Origin of the sequence: Arthrobacter sp. Marseille-P9274, from assembly GCF_946892675.1 — a bacterium.
Taxonomy (GTDB): domain Bacteria; phylum Actinomycetota; class Actinomycetes; order Actinomycetales; family Micrococcaceae; genus Crystallibacter.
In genome coordinates this window covers 253934-275777 of the sequence record NZ_CAMPOV010000002.1, presented here as the reverse complement: position 1 = coordinate 275777, position 21844 = coordinate 253934, and the positions used below count along the sequence as shown (strand labels likewise).

Sequence of the window (21844 nt, the reverse complement as noted above, 5' to 3'; positions counted from 1 at the left end):
CTCCTTAGTGGACGGGGGTGAGAATGAGGGCGGCGTCGACGATGACCGCACCGCCCTGCGATGTTTCTGAAACGATGACAGGATTGAGATCCGCCTGGTGCAGCCAGTCGGAGGCCGCAAACAGCTCGGAGAAGTGCACCACCAGCTCGATCAGGGAGTCCAGGTCGTAAGCGGTGCCGCGGTAGCCCCGCAGCAGGCGTCCAACGGCCAGCCCCCCGATGGCCTTCGCTGCCTCCTCCCGGGTGACCGGGCATTGGCGGAAGACGACGTCGTCGAGCAGTTCGGCCAGGACCCCTCCGGCGCCGACCATCACCAGCGGCCCGAACTTCGGATCCCGCACTCCGCCGACGATTACCTCGGCGCCCTGACGGAGTTCGGCCAGCAGCAGCCCTTCGGACTCCAAGCCTTGGGCGGCGACGATGTCCGCGAAATCTTCCATGGCCCGGGCGAGTTCGGCCTCGCCGCGCAGGCCCACCTGCACCAGTCCCAGATCTGACTTGTGTACCACGTTGGCGCAGAGCTGCTTGGCCACCAGCGGCCAGCCGATTTCCGCCGCCATTTTGGGGGCCGCCGCCGGATCCGCGAGCAGGACTTCACGGGAGACGGCAAGACCGTGCTGCCGCAGGAAGGCCTTGGCCTGGTGCTCCGTTGGCAGTTCGGGCAGTTCCACCGGACGCGGAACCGGCATGACCGAACTCCGGGCGCTGGCGTCCCCGGCACCGCGGCGCAGGGCAGCCCAGCGGGCTAGATGGGACAGCGCGGTCAGGGCCGCGTCGGCCGAGGCAAAGTGGGCGGCGCTGCTGTCCGCGAGGATTTCCCCGCCCCGTTCCGTGAGGTTGTCGGCCGTCCACGCGGAGATGACCGTCGGCTTGGTGCTGGACTCCGCTGCCGTGATGAAGCCCGGCAGCAGCCGTTCGGCGTCGTGCGCGCCCCACGTCGGGATCGCGTAGAGGACCATGTCGAATTCCGGTGCACGCTCGAGCTCGCCGAGGACCTCGAGCAGGAATTCCATGTTGCCGATGACCTGCCCGGTGAGGTCGAAGGGGTTGCTTGGAGTGCCGAAGCGCATGGTCCGGGACAGGGCCTGGACCGTCTCCTCGGACAGCGCCAGGACGTCCAAGCCGAGTTCACTGGCCCGGTCCGCCGCGTAGCTGCATTCGCCGCCCGACGGCGAGACAATCAGTACCCGGTTCGATTCGGGCACCGGGACCCGCGTCATGAGGTCCGCCGTGTCGATCAGCGCGTCCACCGAATCGACCTCGAGGACGCCGAGTTGCTCCATGATGGTGCGGAAGACGGTGTGGGAGCCGCCCATGGCGCCGGTGTGACTGAGCGAGCTGCGCTGTCCGGCGTCCGAGCGGCCCACTTTCAGGGCCAGCACGGGCTTGCCCGCCCGGTGTGCTTTGGCCACAGCGGCCTTGAAGGCCGGGAGATCCCGCAGTTCCTCCACGAAGAGCGCGATCACCTTGGTCTGTGGGTCGTCGGCGAACGCGTCGATTAAGTCCGCCACGTCGACATCGCCTTCGTTGCCGACGCTGACGAATCCGCGGATCCCGATGCCGCGTCCCTGCGCCCGGTTGAAGAGATTCACCGCCATGCCGCCGCTCTGGCTGACGATGCTGACGTGCCCGGCGGTATGGGCGCCGGTGATGTTCAACGTCGGGCAGGCAACGACGTTGTCCGTCACGCTCACCGCGCCGATGCAGTTGGGCCCGAGCAGCCGGCTGCCCTGGGCACGGGCCAGATCCACCAATTCCCGCTGGCGGTTCCGGCCGGTCTCGCCGTCTTCGGCAAAACCGGCAGCGCAGACCGTGATGGCCTTGACTCCGGCGCCGGCACAGTCGCGGACCGTCTCCGGCACCAGATCGGCCCGGACCAGCAGGATGGCCGCGTCGACAGGTTCGCCGATGTCGCTGACCTTCGCGTAGCAACGGAGTCCCTCCAGTTCCTCGTAGCGCGGGTTGACAGGAAAAATACGGCCTGCATAGCCGGTCCGCAGGAGATTAGCGAGGCTCCGCGAGGAGTACCCCTCATCGTTGCCCGAGGCACCTATAATTGCGATGGAACGCGGTGCGAGCAACGCGCCCAAGTCCAGCGGTTGGCGGCCGGCGGCGTCCAAGCCAGTGCCGGTCAAGGTTTCTTCTTCATTCACTGGCTGTCCTCCCTGTTGCCAGAATCTCCGGTACCGGGGGACCCTGGAGTATTTTGGCCAGCGCGTAGGCCTGGCGGGTGGCGAAGACCAGCCGGCGGGGAGCAAAAGCATCGCCCAGCAGGTGGACGTTTTCCCGGCGCTCGTTCAGTGTTTCGAACAGGGCGCTCTCCGACACTCCGCCGCAAGCCAGGACCACGGAGTCGAATCCGTCCAGCTGGTCCTCGAGGCCGGAGTACACATTGCGCGTGGTAACGGTGCCGGCGGTGATGGCGGTGACTTCTTCCATAAACCTGAACTGCACCTTCTGTGCGCTGAGCCGACCCAGAATGCCGCCGACGATGTAGCGCCCGAGCAGCTGGGCCGGGCCGTTCGTGGCGTAGATGACCCGCACTTGGTGGCCGCGGGAGCTGAGGTGGTCGGCTAGGGCCAGCGGCGGCATATGGTCGTCCTGCGCCACAATGATGACCCGTTCGCCGGGTGTCGCCCTGCCTGTAAGGACGTCGCGGATTTCCAGCACGTGCCCGTCCTGCGCGCCCGGGACCGAGGGACGCCGAGCCGAAGCGCCCGTGGCGACGGCCACGACGTCGGCGCCGTCGGCCAGGACATCCTCCACGGTGGCAGCCTGGTTCAGCCGAATCTTGACGTCGAGGTCCGCGAGGCGGTTCTGCTGCCACTGTAGGTACCGGCCGAACCGTTCGTGCCGCGGTGCGGCGGAGGCGATGCGCAGTTGGCCGCCCAACTCATCCTGCGCTTCCCACAGGTCCACGCTGTGGCCGCTCTCGGCGGCGAGGCCTGCCAGTTCCATCCCGGCCGGGCCGCCGCCGATGACCAGCAGCCGCTTGGGGTTGGCGGATCGCAGCCAAGGTCCTTCGACTTCGTTGCTGGTATGCGGGTTCACTGCGCAGCCGAACGGCAGCCCGTCGACATAGCGGCGGTTGATGCACTCGTTGCCGCCCACGCAGGGGCGGATCTCCCCGGTGCGGCCCTCGGCGGCCTTAACCAGGAGCTGGCCGTCGGCAATATGCGCCCGGGCCATGCCGACGACGTCGGCGTGGCCGGAGGCCAGGATCCTTTCGGCAATCTCGGGCGAGTTGATCAGCCCGGTATGCACTACCGGCAGCGAGACGGCGCGCCGCAGGTCACCGGCAAGCTCCGACCACTGGCCAGCGTCGAAGAAATGCGGCTGGATGTAGCTCGGATTGCCCCACGGGGTGCCGACGACGGCATGGATGAAGTCGATCAGGCCTTTCGATTCCAGGTACTGCGCAGTCTCGATGCCACCTGCGGCGTCGTAACCGCCCGGAACCTCTTCTTTGAGGTTCAGCCTGATGCCTACGGCCATCGAGGTTCCGACGGCATCGCGGATGGCGGTCAGGGCCTCGACGACGAACCGTGCGCGGTTCTCCAGCGAACCGCCGTAGGCGTCCTGCCGATGGTTGGTCAGGGGCGAGAGGAACCATTCCAGCAGGTCGTCATGGTTGACGTGCAGTTCAATGCCGTCAAGCCCGGCCCGCTGTGCCTGCCCCGCGGAGAAACCGTACTCCTGCACGAACCAGGAGATTTCCCGGATTGTGAGGACATGCGGCAGCTGGTTGCTGACCGGCGAGCTCAGCCGGGCCGAGGGGGCGTGCGGGAAGCCGCCGATCATGGTCATCTGGCAAGTGACAACTGCCCCGGCAGCGTGCAGCGTGTCGGTGACCCGCTGCACGCGATCGACGAAGTAAGGCAGTCTGAAATAGCCCTTCGTCTCTGCGCTGATCCCCGAGGGTTCAAACCCCGGAATGAACTGATTCCGGATGCGTCCAGTTACCCCGCCGATCCAAGCCACACCGGCCTTGGCCCGCGATTCGAGATAGGCGATGGTACGCGTTGCCTCATCCTCGTCAGTTCCCCAGAGGTTGCCGATTGCCGAGTTGTGCGGAGGCATCATGACCCGGTTACGCAGCTGCATCGGCCCCAACATGATGGGCGAGAACAAGTGCGGAAAGGCGTTCTGGAGCCGACCTTCCAATTGTTGGTCATGATTCATATAGTTAACTTAGATCGCGCTCGAAGCCGGGTCAAGGCGGGAGGCTGCTGAGTGCCTTGCTTAACCGTCGAAACCGAGCTGGATCGCAATCTATGTGCATAGACTCTTCATGGACCCGTCTCGAGGGGGGTGCATTGCAGGGGCTCGGGCCTACCTAACGTTTGGAGTTGACATGTCGTCAGTCGGAGTCAGTGTGAAGGACGATGGAAGCGTTGTCCGCATTAGGCTTGAGCGTCCGGAGCGGCGGAATGCCTACGACCTGGAAATGGCCAAGGCCATGATCGATGGGTTGCAGTCCGCCTTCAGGGCGGAGGCCGTGGTCATCACGGGCAGCGGGGGATCGTTCTGCGCCGGGGGTGCTCTCGGCCAGTTGAGCGACCCCGACCCGGAGGAGTTGCGCGAACTGTTCACGACCTCGCTGCGTCTCGTGGATGCCATTCGGGCGTGCCCGCGCCCCGTCATCGCCGCGGTGGACGGAGCAGCGGCCGGCGGCGGCAACGAGTTGGTCATTGCCTGCGACTTCGCCATTGCTACCCAGGGTTCGACTTTCGGACAAACCGGGCCGAAGGTGGGCTCGGCGCCGGTGCTCGGTGCCACCAATCTCGCCGCCGTCCAGATCGGAGAGAAGCGCAGTAAGGAAATGTCCTTCATGTGCCGGCGGTACACGGCTGAGCAGGCCTATGCGATGGGCCTGATCAACGAAGTCGTTCCGGACGGGCTGCTCGAGGAGGGCGTGGACCGCTGGCTCGCCGAGATCCACGAACTCAGCCCGCGCTACCTGGAGATCGCAAAGGTGAGCTCCAACATGTGGTGGAATGCCTCGAAGGACAACATGCAGGCGGGTCTTGAATCCCTTATCCAGGCGATCGGCAGCGACGACATGCGAGAGGGGGCGCAAGCGTTCATGGAGAAGCGTAAGCCGCGCTTCCGCGCCACCGCGGGCTCCGTGGGCTCAGCCTGACCCAGGGCCCCTTTTCGCTTTTGCAGGAAGGGGGCTTTCCTTTCCTACTAAAATCTAGGATAATGAATACAACAGACACTTAGATTCTGGTCCAGCGACACTGCAGAGCCGGATTCCCGAGGTTGAAGAGCCCTTCCAGGGCGTTGCCCATGGATCGATGTAATTGGAGGTGGGGGCCGTGACGGTTTCCGTTGTTGATGAGCATGCCGAAACCCGTAAGCTGGCGGCCCAAGTGGCCGAAGAGGTCTACGCGCCGATGGCCGAGGAATTGGATGTAACAAGGACGCCGATATCCTTGGCCGAGCGCAAGCGGCTCGGAGACCTCGGGTTCCTTGGCATCGCGCACCCGGAACGCTTTGGCGGTGCCGGCGCGCCGTTATCTCAAGCGCTCGCGGTGATCGAGGAATTCGCAAAAGTCTGCCGGCCGGCGGCCTTCCAGATCTTCGAGTCGAATACGGGTCCTGCCCAGGTGATCAATCACCTGGGCACGGAGGAACAGCGCGAGCGGCTGTTACCGAACATCATCACCGGTGACAAGACCATGGCGGTGGCCATCTCGGAACCGGACGCCGGCTCTGCCGCGACCGACGCCAGGACCACCGCGCGACCGGTCGGGGACGATGGCTACGTCCTCAACGGCGCCAAGCGCTGGATCTCCAACGGCGGAGAGGCGGACCACTATCTGGTCTACGCACGACTCTCCGACGCGCCCGGGGCCAAGGGGATCGGCGCCATCGTCGTGGACAAAACCATGTCCGGGGTCAGCTTCGGCGTACCTGAGCGGCTGATGGGCTTCCGAGGCATCCCGTCCGCGGACGTCATCTTCGACGACGTGCTCGTGCCGAAGGAGAACGTCGTGGTGCCGGCCGGGAAGTTCAGTTCGCTCTTCGGGGCGTTCTCGATCGAGCGGATGGGAAATGCCACCATGTCCCTGGCGATCGGACAGGCGGCGTTGGACAAGACGCTGGCTTACATCCAGGAACGGGAACAGTTCGGCAAGCATCTGGTGGAATTCCAGTCGATCCAGATGTCGGTCGCCGACATGGTGCTTCAGGTCGAGGCGGCGCGACTGCTGGTGGAGCGGGCTGCCCACAGCGGTGAGAACGGGATTCCGGACCCGCTGCAGGTATCGCTGGCCAAGTGCACCGCCAACGAGATGGCGAAGAAGGTCACCGACCTGGCGATCCAGGTGCACGGCGGAAACGGCTACACCGAGGAGTATGGACTCGAGCGGCTTCACCGCGATTCCCATGGTTGGGCCATCGCCGGCGGCACGCCGTCAATGCAGCGCATCCGCATCGTGTCGGAGGTCCTCGGGCGTCGCTTCGACCAGCGGCGCTGACGCACTGGCTCCGGCCGCGGTATGTACCGCGGCCGGAGCCGTGCAGTGGGGCGGCGAGGCTCGCGGACCGTCGTGCTAATGATGTTGACAGAGGTGTAATTCTTTGAAGGAGCGGAAAGAGCTGTGAGCGTTGAGCTGGAGATGGACATGGATGCTGCCGTGCTGACTGTGGGCGGAGGGTTTGACCTGGACGACGGCCACAAACAGATTCAGGAGCGTGCCCGGGCACTGGCCGCCGAACTGGATCCGGTGGCCACCGAGGCCGACGCGTCCTCGGGGCTCTACGAGCCGATGCGTTCGGCCCTAGCGGCTTCCGGGCTGGCCGCGCACGTGGTGCCGGCGGCGTACGGCGGACATTCGGAGACGCTCGACCCGCTTGCCATCACTGTTATCCGTGAGGCGCTGATGTACTCGTCGGCGCACTTGGATTCGCTCTTTGGCGTTCAGGGAATCGGTTCCTACACACTTACTGTCGGCGGGACCGAGGAACTGAAGCAGGAGTGGCTTCCCAAAGTCGTGTCGCTCCAAGCCATTGCCGCCATCGCCCTCACCGAACCGGAAGTCGGCTCCGACCTGCGCGCCGTCCAGACAACCATTGAACAGGTCGCCGGGGGCCTTCGGGTCCGAGGCCGCAAGTCCTTCATCACCAACGGCGGCGCCGCCTCCTTCTACTGCGTGCTGGGGCGAGAAGGCGACGGATACTCCATGGTGCTGGTTCCGGCGGACGCCCAGGGCTTGACCGCCCGCGCCGGAGACGACCTGATTGCGCCGCACATCCTCGGTGAACTGGAGTTCGACGACGTCGTGGTCCCGGCCAGCCACCGCCTCGGTATCCCGGGGAAGGCATTCTCGCTGATGCTCCAGGCACTGGCCGTCTTCCGGGTGTCGGTGGCGGGTTCCGCCGTCGGGTTGGCCCAGGCTGCACTCGACGAAGCCCTGAAGCACGCGCAAAACCGCACTCAGTTCGGTGCCCCGCTGATCGAACTGGGACCGGTCGCCCAGTCGCTGGCGCTGTCCTGGACGGAGGTTGAGACCGCACGATCGATGGCCTACCGCGCGGCCGCGCTGGCCCGCACCGATCCGCTGGGCCACCTGGACTTTTCCTCCATGGCCAAAATCAGTGCCACCGAGACCGCTGGCCGCGTAGTGGACCGTGCGGTGCAGGTCATGGGCCGCTTCGGACTGGTGCGGGGTTCCAAGATCGAACGCCTCTACCGCAATGCCCGGCCGTTGCGCATCTACGAGGGTTCCACCGAGGTGTTGCTCGACTCGCTGGCCCGGCGTTTGCAGAAAGTGGCGAAATGAAACCCGAACTCATCATCGATGCGCACACCCACGTTTGGCCCGACAAGATTGCCGGTCTGGCATTGAACTCCAACCCGGTGCCGGGCCTGGAGCCGCGGGGGAACGGCACGGTGGCCGGGCTCGACGCGGCGATGGATGCCCATGGTGTCCAGGCAAGTTGCTGCCTGGGGATCGCCAACGAAGCGCGGCACGTGGACTCCGTCAACCGCTTCGTAGCCGGTCTGGCCAGCGGGCGGCGGCACCCGGTGGGCACGGTCCACGTGGACCTTCCGCTCGAAGAGAACATGGCGAGCCTGCGCCGCCACGGGATCCGGACCGTGAAACTGCATCCGCTGTTCCAGAACTTCGCACTGGACGATCCGAGGTTGTGGCGGATCCTGGACGCCTTCGGGTCGGAAATCTCCGTCATCACCCACGTTGGCCAAGGAGGGGACGCGCGGACCAACGCGCTGTCGAGTCCCAAGATGATTGCCGACATCGCGCGGCAGTTCCCCGACCTGACCTTGATGGCCTGCCATTTCGGCGGCTACAAGATCCTCGATGACGCCGAGGAGATGCTCTCCGGTGCCGACGTCATCCTGGAAACGTCCTGGCCGCCCACGCTGACCACTCTCGCGCCGGACCGGGTCCGTAGGCTGATCCGCAACCACGGAGCCGAAAGGATAGTCTTCGGGTCCGACTGGCCGATGACCAACCCCGGCGAGGAGATTGCCGCCATTCACGGGCTTGGCCTGACCGACGAGGAGACCCGGCAGGTGCTTGGCTGTAACCTTGCCCGATTGCTGCAGCTGTCGCCCAATTGAGGAGCAGGACATGCCAAAGACCGGAGTAGACAACCTCGAAGACCTGCGGGGCCTCGGCCTGGACAAGGACAGCCAGGCCGAGCTGATCAGGTCGCAGTCCGAATGCACGTTCGTTTTCACGAACGAAGACGGGTGGGCCAGCGGCGTCGTCATGAGTTACGTCGAATACGACGGGTCCTTCTGGGTTACGGCCGTGGAAGGCCGGGGGCATGTACGCGGCATCGACAAGGATCCGCGGGTCAGTCTGGTGATCTCCAACGCAGGCACCAATCTTCCCGGACGCCGCATGCTGTCCATGCGGGGGACGGCCATCATTCACCGCGACCCCCTCATCAAAGCGAGGTTCCTTGAAGTGTTTGCGGCAAGGCACCAGCCGGAAGACCCCGAAAGCTTCATCAGACTGCTGGACAGTGCGAAGCGGGTCGTCATCCAGTTCCATCCGACTGCGGTGGTCGTGAGCCACGACTCGAACAAGATGCCGGGAAACGGTCGGGGCGGTACCACCCGCAAGCCGTGATGCGCCCCGGTCGAAGGTGCACCCGGAGCGAGCGACTGAGGACCGTGTCCGCGGCAGCGAGTTGCGGCCGCGTCTGCCTGCCCGGCCTCCGTCGGCGATACCACGCGACCTCATAACCTCGGGTGGTATTGCCACCGCTTATACGTAACGGGAGGGTTCCGTACCGTCGACGTGGAACTGGGAGCAGGCCGGCGACCCTGCCGGCATCGCCTCGTCCCGATCGTCCTCCGACCATGAGCTAAACCCATGCGTCATTGGCTCCCGCGACTGTCAATGCGGGGAGGGCTGCCGACCCGCTGGGCGCCTGACGTGCACGAATTCCTGACGAGCGCGGCCCATGCGCCAATCACGGACATCGCCTTCGGCAGATCCCGGCGATCATGTCGCTGTGCCCGTCCGAGCATCCCTGCGGCGATCTCCCGTGTCCGTTCCGGACCCCCAAAACACGGCTCACCAGCGTTGGGAGTCTCCGGGCAAAAACTTCACCCTTGACTAATTGCTGATAATCATATTATCTATCAGTGACTAAAGTCACACGCGAAGATAAGGGAGCTCGATGATGGTTGATGCGGACCGTAAGTCGCTACCGAACGGTAGTGAGCCTGTCGTAGTCGTCGGGGCCGGCCTCTCCGGCCTGGCCACTGCGTTGGGGGTGGCGCTGCGTGGCGGCAGGGCCATCGTGCTCGAGGCGTCCGATCTGGTCGGTGGCGCCGCCGCCTACTCCGGGGGGCAGGTGTGGTCCGGTGCCAACCATGTCGCCGAGAGGAACGGCATCGGGGATTCCCTGGGCCTTACCGAGCAGTACATCCGCGACATTGCGCACGACGCGCCGGAGGTGCTTGACGAGGTGGCCATGCGGCGCTGGATCGAGACCTCGCCCAAGGCTATGAAGTACTGGGAGGAGGTCGGCGCCATTCGGTGGGCCATGATTCCGGGGCTAGCCGATTACCACAATGAAGCGGAAGGTGCCCTGCCGGAGGGCCGCTACCTCACCAACGCGGTGATCGATGGCAGCGTGCTCGGCGAGTGGCGGGAGCGGCTGCGCTACAGCCCGTACTTCCCGGTCGGGCAGACCTACGACGAAATGCTGGGCAAGGGGCGCCGGGCCAGCTACGTGGAGGATGACGCGCCGTCCAAGCATGGGCATGCGGGCCTGCCGGCGTTTGGCCTTGCGGATGGCAGCCACGGCGCGGCCGGTGCCGCCGATGGGGATCCCCTGACGTTCGGTACCGGCGTCGTGGCCTCCTTCCTTGCCCGTGTGCTCGCTGAACCGTCGATCGAGATCCGGCTCGAGCACCGCGTGGTTGAGCTCCTGACGGACTCCTCCGGCGCCGTGGTGGGCGTGCGGGCCGAATCGCCCGACGGCGTCGTCCAGGTCGACGGACCGGTCGTCCTGGCCACGAGCACCTACGACTGGGACCCCGAGCTGGTCCGCGAGATGCTCGGCATGGATCCGGAGGACTTTGGCAGCGTCGCACCCGAGACGCTGCGGGGTGATGGAATCCGACTGGCGCGTGCCGTGGGTGGCGACATTACGAAGATTCCGCCGACGGCTGTGCCGATCCTGCCCGGATGGCGTTCCCAGGTCGGCACCGGCTACGGCTACGGCCCCGAGTATGCGATGCCGCACTCGATGATCGTCGACGAGACCGGCAGCCGGTACTGTAACGACTCCTACTGGGTCGACATCGTTGCCAAGACGCTGAACCCCGCCGACCGGCACCTTCCCTTCTTCCTCATCTGGGACGACCAGCATCGTCAGAAGTACGGACTGGCCGCCACGCCCCCGGGCGGGGAGTATCCGGAGGGGTGGGTGACTTCTGCGCCGACCCTCCAGGAGCTGGGGGAGAAGCTCGGCATCGACGGCGAGCAGCTGTCGCGGACCGCCGAGCGCTTCAGTGAGAACGCCCGGAAGGGCGAGGATCCGGACTTCGGGCGTGGCACCGTGACTTACGTCAACAAGTTTGCCGGCGATCCGACGAACATGCCCAACCCCGTGCTGGGTGAGATCGCCCAAGGCCCGTTCCATGGGCTCCGACTGAAGTTCGTGGGGACCGGAATCGGTTCCAGTGGAGTACGCATCGACGGTGAGGGCCACGCTCTCGACGGGCAGGGTAACCCAATCGGCGGGCTATACGCCGTGGGCTCTGCGGCCGGGATGTCGACGACGGGAACCGGGTACAACAGCGGCATCGCACTCGGCCGCGGACTGACGCTGGCCTACCTGGTCGCGAACGAGCTGTCGGCCGGCGCGGACGAGGCTAGCGCGGGGCTGCATTCGGCCGTCCGCTGACCGTACGTATCCCGCTCCTTGAGGGGTAGCCACTGCCAGGATGGGCAGGCTACTATCTCTATAAATCATATTCATCATTAGAACGGATGGTAGGACCATGGAAGTTCCTGGAACACGAGGCCGGCTGCTCAAGGCGACGGCGGCACTCGCCGGCATCGCCCTGCTCGCTGCCTGCGGCGGCGGCAGCGAAGCGAGCGCGGGCGGCGCCGGCGGAATCGCGAGCGACATCAAGCTGAAGGGCGTCTACGACACCACTGGTCCGGTGGCCTACGCGGGTGTCGGCGCCTCCAAGGGGATGCAGCTGGCGATGGAGGAGATCGATGAGCAGGACTTCCTTGGAAAGGACGTCAGGCTCTCGCTCGAAGAGGTCGACACAGCCAATGCGATCGAGCGTGCCTCCAGCGAAGTGTCCCGCGCCATTGCCGACCCTGAAGTCCAGGCGATCTTCGGTCCGGTCTCCGGGCAGCAGGCGGCAACGGTGGCACCGATAGTTGAACAGGCCAAAGTGCCAACGATCTTCAACCAGGCGGGCTCGGATGGCGTGGTCATCGGGGACTACACCTTCAGGGGCACGGCCCCCATGTACAGCTACTACGACATCGCGGCCAAGTACCTTGCAGACAAGGGCCTGACCAACGTCGCAGTGCTCTACAACGCAACCTTCCCGACCTTCGCCGAGATTGGCGAGAAGGAGTTCCCGAAGCTCGCGGAAGAGCACGGCCTTACTATCGCCTCCAGCTATGCGGTGCAGAGCAACACGCAGGACTTCACCGCACAGGCCCAGGAAATCGCAGCGAAGGACCCGGACGCCGTCGTCATGCTCCTCATCGCGCCACAGTCGGTGACAGCACTGACGCAGCTGAGCCAGGCGGGGTATGAGGGCCAAACCGTGGCTTCCTCAGTCCAGGCCGCGGGCAACGTGGCCCAGGCGGGTAGGCACGCCGCCGGGCTTGTCTATCCAGTCGACTTCTCCGCAACGCAGGAAAGCGAACTCGCCGTCAAGTTCATCGAAGGGTTCAAGGAGAAGTACGGCAAGGCCCCTGACCAGTACGCAGCGGAGGGCTACGACTCGATGTGGTGGCTCGCCCGGGCGATCAAAGCCAGCGGCGACTCCAGCCGCGAGGGGATCCAGAAGGGCCTGAAGCAGGTTGCTTCCGAAGGGTTCGAGGGCGTCATGGGCGACCTTTCCTTCGAGGGCAACGACATCCGTGTGAATGGCGTCCTGGTGGAGTGGGACGGCTCCAAGGAGCAGCTCGTAACCGAGTGACTTAAGGGCGCGGTCCGGGCACTAGGTGCCCGGACCGCGCCCAGGAATCGACACCACAGTCGAATTGAAAGGACGGCGGCGTGCAAGAGCTGCTCAACACCCTGACCCTCGGGTCCATTTATCTGCTGTTCGCCCTGGGCATGGCTCTGGCGTGGAGCACCATCGGCATCCTGAACTTCGCGCATGGGGCCATCTTCGTTTTCTCGGCGTTCAGCGCGCACTTCGTTTCGGAGTACGTGGCGATGCCGATGCCGATGCTCATCCTGATCTCCGTCCTGGTCGGCGCCGCGCTGTCGGCCCTCACCCAGTGGCTGGCCTTCGAGCAGATCCTCAAGAGATCGACGAATCACCGGTCCGCCGAATTACGGGTCTTAATCGGCGGCATCGGCGTCGCCGCCATCCCGATCGCGATCGTGGACCGGGCTACTGCCTCCGCTCCCTTCGGCTTCGCCAACTCCACGTACAGCTCCGAGGTCTATGAGTTCATGGGGCTGCGCATGACGAACACGTCGCTGATCGTCATCATCGCCGGAGTCGGTATCGCCGTGGCACTGACCCTGTGGCTCCGCGCATCGCGCCGAGGCCTTGGCCTGCGCGCCATCGGGGTCGATTCCGAGACCGCGTCGCTCATGGGTGTCAACCGTACGGTCATGGCCATCGGGACGATGACGATCGCAGGTGGACTTGCCGGGCTGGCTGGCGCCCTTCAGGTCTTCCAGCTGCAGGCGATGGGTGTTGCGACCGGCGACCAACTCCTCATCAAGGCCTTCGCGATGATCGTCCTTGGCGGCCTCGGATCAATGGCGGGTGTCATCCTCGGCGCCTTCGTCCTGGCTGGGGCCGAGACGCTGATCTTCGCGGCGAACCTGGGGACCTGGGTGGATGCCGTCTCCTTCGGACTCATCTTTATCGTCCTGTTGGTTCGACCGCAGGGCATCTTCGGACGCCAGGAGGTGCGTCGGACATGATCGCTTGGTACACCACGAACGCCATCGTCCTCCAGGCGACGATGACAACACTGCTGCTGGCCCTCAGTATCCAGCTCCCGCTGCGGATGGGGGTCTTCTCCTTCGCCGGCGTGGGCTGTTTCGGGATCGGCGGTTACACGGCGGCCATCCTCTACGCGAAATTCGACGTGGATACCTGGACCGCCGTGGCCCTCGGGACCCTGCTCGCCGGCATCCTGTGCTACCTGCTGGGCCTCATCATCCACAAGCTGTCCGGGCTCTACCTAGGCATGGCGACTGTCGCGTTCACGCTGATTGTCGCGGTGGTCGCGACCAACGGCGGCAGCCTCACCGGAGGGGCCTCGGGGATCTTCGGAGCCCTCGGCGGCATCACTAATCTGCAGGTCTTCTTGTTGCTGGCACTCGTCATCGCAGGCTTGGCCATCTTCGAACGCGGGCGGTTCGGACGAAAGATCGATACCGTGCGGGAGGACCCCGAACTCGCGTCCGCCCTGGGCATCAACGTCACCCGGTACCGGAAGCTGGTCTTCCTGGCCAGCGGCCTGATCGGAGGCCTGGCAGGTGCTGTGACCACTCTACTGCGCTCCACGATCACGCCCGCCGAGATCAATTTCCACATGGTCGTCATGGCGCTGACCGTCATCATCATCGGCGGGTCAAGCTCGTGGCTTGGGGCCCTCATCGGAGCCATCGTCATCACCTGGCTGCCGACGGTCCTGAGCGTCGTAGCCGAGTGGGAGTCGATCATCTACGGCTTCCTCGTCGCTTTGGCGGCGATCTTCCTCCCGAGAGGTGTCCTTGGCCTGGCCAAGGACCTGATTCACCGCTGGCGGTCGCGGCGCCGGACCACGCCTCCCGCGCCGCCGTCGTCGGACGCCGTGATGATGCCCGACGACGAATCCAGCGACCCCGAGCCGGAGCGCAGCCTGGCGTCCCCCCAAGGAGGAAAATTGTGAACCGCCCGCAGAATGAAAGCGCTGGACCGCAAATGATTTTCGAAGCCGACGACGTCGCTGTGCACTTCGGTGGCGTGAAAGCCGTAGACGGTCTGACTTTCGGGCTTCCGGAGGGCAAGATCACCGGCATACTGGGCCCCAACGGCTCGGGAAAGAGCACTCTCGTGGGTGCGATCACGCGGCACGTCCCCCTGACCCGGGGAACGCTGAAGTTTCTCGGGGAGGACTACGCCGGTGACCACCCGCACTCGGTGCCCCATCGTGGCATCGCGCGGACCTTCCAGACCGTGCGCCTCCTCGAGGAGCGAAGCGTGCTGGAGAACGTCCTGCTCGGCACCGACTCGCTGACCGCAAGAGGCAGGGCTGCCCGCCAGTTGGCACAAGAGCGGGCCGAACAGGCCATGGTGCGCACCGGATGTGACCATCTGGCGAAGTTCAGGCCAGACGAGCTGTCCTACGGGAACCGTCGCCGCGTGGAGATTGCCCGCGCCATAGCAATGGAACCAAAGCTCCTGCTCCTCGACGAGCCCACGGCCGGCATGGGCCGCGCCGAGAAGGAGGAGGTCTCAACCCTCATGTCGTCCCTGCGGGCGGAGGGGCTCACCCAACTCATCGTGGAACACGACGTGCAGATGATGGTGGACACCTGCGACAGCCTCCTCGCGATGAACTTCGGAAGACTGATCGTGGAAGGGGACCCGCGCGAAGTCGTGCGCAACCCCGCGGTCCAGGAAGCGTATCTAGGAAAGCAGGCGAGCAAGCATGCTTGAGGTCAACGATCTGCACGTGAGCTACGGCTCGGTGAACGCGGTACGCGGTGTTTCGATGTCCGCGTCGGCCGGTCGCGTCACCCTAGTCCTCGGTTCGAATGGCGCCGGAAAGACGACGTCGCTGCGTGCCATCCACGGCCTGCTGAAGGCCCGGAGCGGCTCGGTGAAGCTGGACGGGAAGGAGATCCTGGGACAGTCGGCGCACCGGCAGGTCCGGCAGGGCGTGGTCATGGTGCCGGAGGGGCGCCGCATCTTCGCATCGCTCACGGTCGAGGAGAACCTACGCATGGGCGCATACGCCGTGAGCCGTTCGGACGCGCAGCACACCGTCGCCGGGATCTACGAGAAGTTCCCCATCCTCTTGGAGCGGAAGGCCATGCCCGGCGGCCTGCTCAGCGGTGGGGAGCAGCAAATGCTGGCCTTCGGACGCGCCATGATGTCGCAGCCGAAGGTGGTGCTCCTCGACGAGCCATCCATGGGCCTGGCGCCGGGGATGGTGGACCGGGTCATGTCCCGTGTCCGCGGGATCGCGGACACCGGGATCGCGGTCTTCATGGTGGAGCAGAATGCCGACGCCGCCTTGGCGGTTGCGGACGACGTCGTGCTGGTGCAGCGCGGGGAGGTGGTGTGGACCGGCACAGCGGAAGAAGCGCAGACGGACACAGCGCTGGTGCACGCCTTCCTGGGTGAAGCCGCGCTCGGCGCATGACCACGCCGCGCTGCGGCTGACGAAGACTCATTTGAGCAAGACAGGAGCAACAAATGGACTGGACCTCGACCTGCAGGAAGACAGGGGCCCTGCTGATCGTGCCGGCTATGCTGGCCTTCGCCGGGTGTGGCGCGTCCCCGACGAGCGAAGCCGCCGAACCAGGGATCGCGGACGAGATCAAGATGGTCGGCGTACGCGACCTCACGGGACCTGTCGCCTACGCTGGAGTCGGAGCAGCACGGGGCGCTGAACTCGCGGTGAAGGAGATCAACGGGCAGGAATTCCTCGGCGAAGGGAAGTCGCTTGTCCTCGACGAGATCGATAGCGCAGGTGCGATCGAGCGTGCAGCAGCTGAGGCGACCCGGGCCCTCTCCGACCAGGACGTCAGCGTGATCCTGGGTCCAGTCCAAGGGCAGCAGTCGGCTGCCGTTGCCCCCGTCGTGGAAGCGCAGAAGGTTCCCGTCGTCTTCACCCAGTCGGCCTCCGACGGTGTAGTGATCGGCGACTATACCTTCCGCGCAACGGCGCCCATGCACACCTTCTACGGGCATGCCGCCGAGTTCCTGCGCAAAGAGGGACTCACCGATGTCGCGGTGTTGTACAACTCGACCTATCCGACGCTCGCCGAACTCGCTGAGACCCATTTCCCTGCGATGGCGGAGGCGGAGGGCCTGAACATCGTGGAGAGCATCCCGGTGCAGACGACGACCCAGGACTTCACGTCGCCTGCACAGGAAGTCGCGCAGAAGAATCCGGATGCGATTGTGGTGTTGCTCTTATCCTCCCAATCGGTGACCGCCATGACGCAGCTGCGCCAGGCCGGCTACGAGGGGCAGTTCGTTGGAAACACCAACAACGCCGGTGGCAACGCGGCCCAGGCGGGGCAGCATGCTGTCGACATGGTGTACCCGGTTGATTTCTCCGCTGCCCAAAGGGACCAGCACGCAAAGAAATTCACCGAGTCCTATGAGCAGGAATTCGGCGAGCTGCCGAAGACTTATGCGGCGGAAGGCTACGACGCGGTCTGGTGGATTGCCCGCGCGATCAAAGCCAGCGGCGACTCGTCCCGGGAAGGAATCCGCGACGGCCTCGAGCAGGTTGCCGGGGAAGGGTTCACGGGGGCCATGGGCGAAATTACCTTCGAAGGCAACGACATGCGGGTCCCTGGTGTACTGGCCCGGTGGGACGGCACCCAGGAAGCCATCATCTCAGACTAGCGCCGCGTATCCAGGGGGCATATATCGATAGGAGCGTCCGACGTGACAGACAACTCGGTAGCCATGCTTCACCACTTCCGTGCCCATCAATTACTGACCACCTACACCCGCATGGTCGACGCCAAGGACTTGGAGGGGCTGGCGGCCATCGCGCATCCGGGCATCGTTCTGGTTCGAAGTGCCGACGGGTCACCCCGGGCGGGCCGCGAGGCGTTCCTGGACCTATACCGGGATTTTGCGCAATCCGATGTGCAGGAGAGCCAGCATATGACCACCAATCTGTCGGCCACCGAATTGGACGACGGATCGCTGGCCGTGGCATCGCGCTTCCTGGCCATCACGACGCATCCGGACGGAGCACGCTTCACCTGGGGCCGCTACGACGACGAAATCGCGGAACGGGACGGCACCTGGGTCTTCACCGCCAAGCGCATCCGGGTGACGCGCATCGCCCTGGTCGGCGAGGACATGCTTGCCCCGCTCAACGCCAGTTCTTTCGCGCCGATGCCCCGGTCTTGATGAGGACGGGTACACGGGCAAGTGCGGCCGTGCCCGTCGAGCTGCCTGAGAGCATCAGGGCCCAGGTCGGACGCCGGTTTCCGGGAGGGGTCTACACGGTCGAGCCCTACCGCGCGTGGCTGCTTGCCGACGCGACGGCAGACCGGCCGGAAGATGCCATCGCCCACCCGCTGCATGCCTGGCTTGCCGCTACCGCCGGCATGGGCATCACCTGGGACGAACTCTTCGCCTGGTTCGAAGCCACGGCGGAGGACGGCCCGATGATCGGCGAGCACGAGACCGAGTTGCATCGGCCGGTGCGGATGAATCGTAGCTACAAAGTGAGCGGGGGCATCGTTTCCGTCATGCGAAAGCGTGGCCGCACTGCCGGCCTGTTCGACCTGGTCGAATACCAGCTGGAGCTGCATGACGAGACCGATGGCGGCCATGCAGCGACCTGCCGGAACTCAATTGTCTTCCCTCGGCGTGGAGCATGAGCGGCATGCAGGTCCGTCCGGCCCCAGCCGCATCTGACATTTGTGTCGGAATGCAGCTCCCGCCCCTGGAAGTCGTCACCAGCGTCGAGAAGATGAAGACCACGGCGGCGCTGTTGCAGGATCCGAATCCGATCCACTTCGATGTCCGCGCCGTCCAGGCGCTCGGGCTGGGGGACCGGCCGGTGAATCAAGGCCCGCTCAACATGGGCTACGTCATGAACATGCTCGCCGCCTTCACCGGATCACACGACTGCCTGCGGCGGTTTCGCGTGCGCTTCCTTGCCAATGTTGCCGCCGGTGACCGGGTCAGGGCGACCGGTGTCGTCACGGCCCTTCGAGCGTCGGAGGGCCTTAGCGGATACCTGGCCGAATGCGACGTCGAGCTATCTATCGTTGGCGGACGGGCGGTGCTGCGGGGTACGGCGACCGTCGCCGTCGAGACGGCGATGGTGGCTGCGGACGCTATTCGCACCGAAGAGGGGAACAAACCATGACTACGACGATGGGTGCGCTGGAAGATACCGGCGCAAAGGAGATTGCTGAGGGGCGGCTGGCATTCCAGCTCGCGTACGGCGACTGCGACGTCGTCGGCATCGCGTACTTCGCCATCTATTACCGCTGGATGGAACGCACCTACAGCACCTGGCTGCACGCGCACGGCATCCGCAGCGGTCAGATGCTGGAGGATCTGGGCATCGTGACAGTCGGAGCGAGCTCGGGGGCGACCTACGAGCAGCCGGCCCGGGTCTTCGACCGCCTGTCGTGCCAGCTCATGCTGGACCGCCTTGGGGCGAGTTCCTACACGCTCGGCTTCGACTTCACGCGTGACGGGGTCCTCGTCACGCGTGGCCACATGGCGTTCGCCTGCCGCAACCCCGAGTGGGAAAAGACTCCGGTCCCCGGCCGCCTTGCCGCCGTACTATCGACCCTGCCACCTCGGCAGGACGGCACGGCTCGGCGCTGAGTCCGGACAGAAAGGGACCGTATGTCACGCACAGCACTTGGGCAGCAACAGTTGTCTATCGGCCACTGGCTCAATGACGCCGCCCGCCGGCATCCTCTGGCCACCATCGAGATCGAGGGGTGCGCCACCTCGGTCGCCGACCTCGACACCGCAACGGGCCGCGTTGCAGCAGGTTTCCGTTCGCTGGGATTGGCGCCCGGCGACCGGGTGTGCGTGGTCATGTCCGCTGGCCTCGAGGCCCTGCAAGCATGGTTCGGCCTCGCGAAGGCCGGCCTCGTGGAGGTTCCGCTCAACCCGACGGGCGGATCCGAACTGCTGCGGTACTGCATCGAGCAGTCCGGCGCTGCGGTGGTGGTGTGCGATGCCGAGCTCGAAGCAGCGGTTGGAAGGTTGATTCGGGGCCTCGGCTCGGTCCGGCACCTGGTTGTGGCCGGTGGCAGGACACCGACAGCCGCGGCGGACGTCAGCCGGCTGACGTTCGACGACCTCCTGGCCCACCCCGATGAACCGGCGCCCGAGGTCGATCCGGCATCGGCGGCGGTGATCCTCTACACTTCCGGAACCACCGGGCCCCCGAAGGGCGTGCTGCTCAGCCATCGCGCCAACATCAACCTTGCCCGGCACACCACGAGGCTGCTCGAGTACACGGCGGACGATCGGCTGTACTCCGTCTTTCCGCTGTACCACAGCAACGCGCGTTACTGCAGCGTCATGGCGGCGATCGAGGTTGGTGCGGACCTCGTCATGCACCGCAAGTTCTCTGCCAGCGGGTTCTGGGACATCTGCCGCGGGCACGGCATCACCGCCTTCAACTACCAGGGTGCGATGATGAGCATTCTGCACAAGCAGCCACCCCGGGACGACGACGCCGACAACCCCGTCCGTCTCGGCTTCGGCGCACCGTGCCCGCCGGAGATCTTCGCCGACTTCGAACGCCGATTCGGAGTCCGCCTCACGGAGATCTACGGCAGCACCGAAGTTTCGATCGTTACCGACATGCCACCGTGGGATCGGAAAATCGGGACCGCAGGCAACGAGTCGGAGAACTACCAGGTGGCCGTCGTCGATGCCCTCGATGAACCTGTGCCCACCGGAACGACGGGCGAGATCGTGGTCCGTCCAAAGAAACCCGGGTGGATGTTCGACGGCTACCACCGCATGCCCGAAGCAACCGCTAGCAGCTGGCGCAACCTGTGGTTCCACACCGGAGACCGCGGGCATCTTGACGACGAGGGCTTCCTCACCTTCGTAGATCGCGTCAAGGACTCGATCCGCCGGCGCGGGGAGAACATCTCGTCCTGGGAGATCGAGCGCGTGGTCGGCGATCATCCGGACGTCGCCCAAGTGGCCGCCTATGGCGTGCCGTCGGCGCTCAGCGAAGAAGAAGTGATGGTCGCCGTTGTGCCCAGGGAAGGCCGGACCCTCGACCCTGCCGGGCTCATGGACCATTGCCGGGGAACGCTCACCTCCTTCGCCGTGCCACGCTTCGTCAGGTTCGTCGACTCCCTGCCCATGACCCCCAGTCAGCGGGTGGAGAAATACCGGCTGCGTGCCGAGGGAGTTACCGACGATACCTGGGACAGCCAGGCGACGGCGCGATGAACGAGCCGCTGCAGCGATTCAGGATCATCAGGCGCTCCCCGAACGTGGTCGAGTTGCGCATGTCGCGACCGGAGAAGTTGAATGCGATGGACCAGCTCTGGTTCCGGGAGCTGACCACGGTGATGGGAAGCTTCGGAGTGGACGACGACGTCCGCGCCGTCGTTCTCACAGGTGAGGGTCGCGCATTCTCCGCCGGCGGAGACATCGACATGTTCCACGACCTGGACGGCGACGCGGACCGGGTGCGGCCACACCTGCGGCGGGTTTACGACGCCTTCCACTCCGTGGAACGTTGCGCAGTTCCCGTCATCGCCGCCGTGAACGGCCTGGCCTATGGAGGAGGGACGGAGCTGGCGTTGGCCTGCGACATGGTGCTCGCCGGGGAATCGGCCAGGTTCTCCTTCAAGGAAGTCGACGTCGGACTCCAGCCCGGCTTCGGGATCGTCCGGGGTCCGCAGGTAATCGGCCCCCAATGGACCAGCTACATGGCGCTCACGGGCCGGGATATCGATCCGTGCCAGGCACGGGCCTGCGGCCTGGTCCAGGAAGTGCATCCCGACGGCGAACTGTTGGAGCATGCCCTCGGCCTTGCCGGGGAGATAGCAGCCAAGCCGCTCCTCGCGGTCCAAGTGGGCAAGGCGTTTATCAAGCGGCACACCACAGCCGGTTTTAGCGAGTCCGTCGAGGCGACGGCCCTCTTGTTCGGCACGGCTCAACACGCGGAGGCCGTCACCGCTTTCCGCCAGCGCTCCGGCCGGGATCGGGGGCGCAGCAGGACGGAATTGGACACGAGCCCATCCTTGTGACGGTAAGCGCGCGTGACCGAGGGGTGCCCGCGGGAGTGTCCATTGTGACGCGGTGAGGAAACCTCTTGAAGACTGGCGGAGCATCAGTAATAATGATGATTATAAATAGCTGAGGGGTGGCGAGAGCAGTTCTGCTGCGAACCCGGTGCCTCCCGCTGACGATTCATCCGAGCATCGAAGAAGGATAA

General features: G+C 65.2%; 20 protein-coding genes. 18 read left to right on the top strand and 2 right to left on the bottom strand.

Annotated elements, in window-relative coordinates; all coding sequences use genetic code 11:
* Nucleotides 1-4: 4 nt before the first annotated feature.
* On the bottom strand, nucleotides 5-2152 hold the full coding sequence (locus OC550_RS14485) for an acetate--CoA ligase family protein (RefSeq protein WP_262106604.1): 2148 nt from the start codon (nucleotides 2150-2152) through the stop codon (nucleotides 5-7).
* Entirely contained in the window at nucleotides 2145-4181 is a 2037-nt protein-coding gene (locus OC550_RS14480; RefSeq protein ID WP_262106603.1) for an FAD-dependent oxidoreductase, read from the bottom strand. Before OC550_RS14480 ends, OC550_RS14485 begins: the two co-directional genes overlap by 8 nt.
* Before the next feature lie 172 nt (nucleotides 4182-4353).
* Here OC550_RS14480 and OC550_RS14475 point away from each other — a divergent pair, with 172 nt between their 5' ends.
* The 18 genes from OC550_RS14475 (at nucleotide 4354) to OC550_RS14390 (ending at nucleotide 21656) form a co-directional block, all read left to right on the top strand.
* Nucleotides 4354-5142 (top strand): enoyl-CoA hydratase/isomerase family protein, encoded by a 789-nt coding sequence (locus OC550_RS14475; protein WP_262106602.1) that lies wholly within the window; start codon nucleotides 4354-4356, stop codon nucleotides 5140-5142.
* A 178-nt stretch (nucleotides 5143-5320) separates the two neighbouring features.
* Nucleotides 5321-6484: an acyl-CoA dehydrogenase family protein gene (locus OC550_RS14470; RefSeq protein ID WP_262106601.1), complete on the top strand. Its 1164-nt coding sequence runs from the start codon at nucleotides 5321-5323 to the stop codon at nucleotides 6482-6484.
* A 123-nt stretch (nucleotides 6485-6607) separates the two neighbouring features.
* Nucleotides 6608-7789: an acyl-CoA dehydrogenase family protein gene (locus OC550_RS14465; RefSeq protein WP_262106600.1), complete on the top strand. Its 1182-nt coding sequence runs from the start codon at nucleotides 6608-6610 to the stop codon at nucleotides 7787-7789.
* Nucleotides 7786-8592, top strand: coding sequence for an amidohydrolase family protein (locus OC550_RS14460; protein WP_262106599.1), 807 nt, complete (start codon nucleotides 7786-7788; stop codon nucleotides 8590-8592). The genes OC550_RS14465 and OC550_RS14460 overlap by 4 nt, the downstream gene beginning before the upstream one ends.
* 10 nt (nucleotides 8593-8602) lie before the next feature.
* Nucleotides 8603-9109, top strand: coding sequence for a pyridoxamine 5'-phosphate oxidase family protein (locus tag OC550_RS14455; protein ID WP_262106598.1), 507 nt, complete (start codon nucleotides 8603-8605; stop codon nucleotides 9107-9109).
* Nucleotides 9110-9665: 556 nt separating this feature from the next.
* On the top strand, nucleotides 9666-11402 hold the full coding sequence (locus tag OC550_RS14450) for an FAD-dependent oxidoreductase (protein WP_262106596.1): 1737 nt from the start codon (nucleotides 9666-9668) through the stop codon (nucleotides 11400-11402).
* 97 nt (nucleotides 11403-11499) lie between these two features.
* Complete coding sequence (locus OC550_RS14445) at nucleotides 11500-12669, top strand: ABC transporter substrate-binding protein (protein ID WP_262106595.1); 1170 nt, start codon at nucleotides 11500-11502, stop codon at nucleotides 12667-12669.
* A gap of 80 nt (nucleotides 12670-12749) precedes the next feature.
* A complete protein-coding gene (locus OC550_RS14440) occupies nucleotides 12750-13637 on the top strand; it encodes a branched-chain amino acid ABC transporter permease (RefSeq protein WP_262106594.1) in 888 nt (295 codons plus the stop codon).
* Nucleotides 13634-14593 carry a branched-chain amino acid ABC transporter permease gene (locus tag OC550_RS14435; protein WP_262106593.1) on the top strand — a complete coding sequence of 320 codons (960 nt, stop codon included), beginning with the start codon at nucleotides 13634-13636 and terminating at the stop codon, nucleotides 14591-14593. The genes OC550_RS14440 and OC550_RS14435 overlap by 4 nt, the downstream gene beginning before the upstream one ends.
* 32 nt (nucleotides 14594-14625) lie before the next feature.
* Entirely contained in the window at nucleotides 14626-15363 is a 738-nt protein-coding gene (locus OC550_RS14430; RefSeq protein ID WP_262106592.1) for an ABC transporter ATP-binding protein, read from the top strand.
* Nucleotides 15356-16072 carry an ABC transporter ATP-binding protein gene (locus OC550_RS14425; RefSeq protein WP_262106591.1) on the top strand — a complete coding sequence of 239 codons (717 nt, stop codon included), beginning with the start codon at nucleotides 15356-15358 and terminating at the stop codon, nucleotides 16070-16072. The genes OC550_RS14430 and OC550_RS14425 overlap by 8 nt, the downstream gene beginning before the upstream one ends.
* A gap of 53 nt (nucleotides 16073-16125) precedes the next feature.
* Complete coding sequence (locus OC550_RS14420; RefSeq protein ID WP_262106590.1) at nucleotides 16126-17289, top strand: ABC transporter substrate-binding protein; 1164 nt, start codon at nucleotides 16126-16128, stop codon at nucleotides 17287-17289.
* Between the two features lie 42 nt (nucleotides 17290-17331).
* Complete coding sequence (locus tag OC550_RS14415; protein ID WP_262106589.1) at nucleotides 17332-17808, top strand: nuclear transport factor 2 family protein; 477 nt, start codon at nucleotides 17332-17334, stop codon at nucleotides 17806-17808.
* 29 nt (nucleotides 17809-17837) lie between these two features.
* Entirely contained in the window at nucleotides 17838-18284 is a 447-nt protein-coding gene (locus OC550_RS14410; RefSeq protein ID WP_262106588.1) for a hypothetical protein, read from the top strand.
* Nucleotides 18281-18778, top strand: a complete 498-nt coding sequence (locus OC550_RS14405; RefSeq protein ID WP_262106587.1) for a MaoC family dehydratase — start codon at nucleotides 18281-18283, stop codon at nucleotides 18776-18778. Before OC550_RS14410 ends, OC550_RS14405 begins: the two co-directional genes overlap by 4 nt.
* Nucleotides 18775-19248, top strand: a complete 474-nt coding sequence (locus OC550_RS14400) for a thioesterase family protein (protein ID WP_262106586.1) — start codon at nucleotides 18775-18777, stop codon at nucleotides 19246-19248. The genes OC550_RS14405 and OC550_RS14400 overlap by 4 nt, the downstream gene beginning before the upstream one ends.
* Nucleotides 19249-19269: 21 nt before the next feature.
* Entirely contained in the window at nucleotides 19270-20850 is a 1581-nt protein-coding gene (locus tag OC550_RS14395; protein WP_262106585.1) for an AMP-binding protein, read from the top strand.
* Nucleotides 20847-21656, top strand: coding sequence for an enoyl-CoA hydratase/isomerase family protein (locus tag OC550_RS14390; protein ID WP_262106584.1), 810 nt, complete (start codon nucleotides 20847-20849; stop codon nucleotides 21654-21656). The genes OC550_RS14395 and OC550_RS14390 overlap by 4 nt, the downstream gene beginning before the upstream one ends.
* Nucleotides 21657-21844: the final 188 nt, after the last annotated feature.

What these genes read in the sequence shown, in the direction of transcription:
- OC550_RS14480 (WP_262106603.1), bottom strand. Translation starts at nt 4,181, where the DNA reads ATGAATCATGACCAACAATTGGAAGGTCGGCTCCAGAACGCCTTTCCG.
- OC550_RS14475 (WP_262106602.1), top strand. Translation starts at nt 4,354, where the DNA reads ATGTCGTCAGTCGGAGTCAGTGTGAAGGACGATGGAAGCGTTGTCCGC.
- OC550_RS14460 (WP_262106599.1), top strand. Translation starts at nt 7,786, where the DNA reads ATGAAACCCGAACTCATCATCGATGCGCACACCCACGTTTGGCCCGAC.
- OC550_RS14455 (WP_262106598.1), top strand. Translation starts at nt 8,603, where the DNA reads ATGCCAAAGACCGGAGTAGACAACCTCGAAGACCTGCGGGGCCTCGGC.
- OC550_RS14450 (WP_262106596.1), top strand. Translation starts at nt 9,666, where the DNA reads ATGATGGTTGATGCGGACCGTAAGTCGCTACCGAACGGTAGTGAGCCT.
- OC550_RS14445 (WP_262106595.1), top strand. Translation starts at nt 11,500, where the DNA reads ATGGAAGTTCCTGGAACACGAGGCCGGCTGCTCAAGGCGACGGCGGCA.
- OC550_RS14435 (WP_262106593.1), top strand. Translation starts at nt 13,634, where the DNA reads ATGATCGCTTGGTACACCACGAACGCCATCGTCCTCCAGGCGACGATG.
- OC550_RS14430 (WP_262106592.1), top strand. Translation starts at nt 14,626, where the DNA reads ATGATTTTCGAAGCCGACGACGTCGCTGTGCACTTCGGTGGCGTGAAA.
- OC550_RS14425 (WP_262106591.1), top strand. Translation starts at nt 15,356, where the DNA reads ATGCTTGAGGTCAACGATCTGCACGTGAGCTACGGCTCGGTGAACGCG.
- OC550_RS14420 (WP_262106590.1), top strand. Translation starts at nt 16,126, where the DNA reads ATGGACTGGACCTCGACCTGCAGGAAGACAGGGGCCCTGCTGATCGTG.
- OC550_RS14405 (WP_262106587.1), top strand. Translation starts at nt 18,281, where the DNA reads ATGAGCGGCATGCAGGTCCGTCCGGCCCCAGCCGCATCTGACATTTGT.
- OC550_RS14400 (WP_262106586.1), top strand. Translation starts at nt 18,775, where the DNA reads ATGACTACGACGATGGGTGCGCTGGAAGATACCGGCGCAAAGGAGATT.
- OC550_RS14395 (WP_262106585.1), top strand. Translation starts at nt 19,270, where the DNA reads ATGTCACGCACAGCACTTGGGCAGCAACAGTTGTCTATCGGCCACTGG.
- OC550_RS14390 (WP_262106584.1), top strand. Translation starts at nt 20,847, where the DNA reads ATGAACGAGCCGCTGCAGCGATTCAGGATCATCAGGCGCTCCCCGAAC.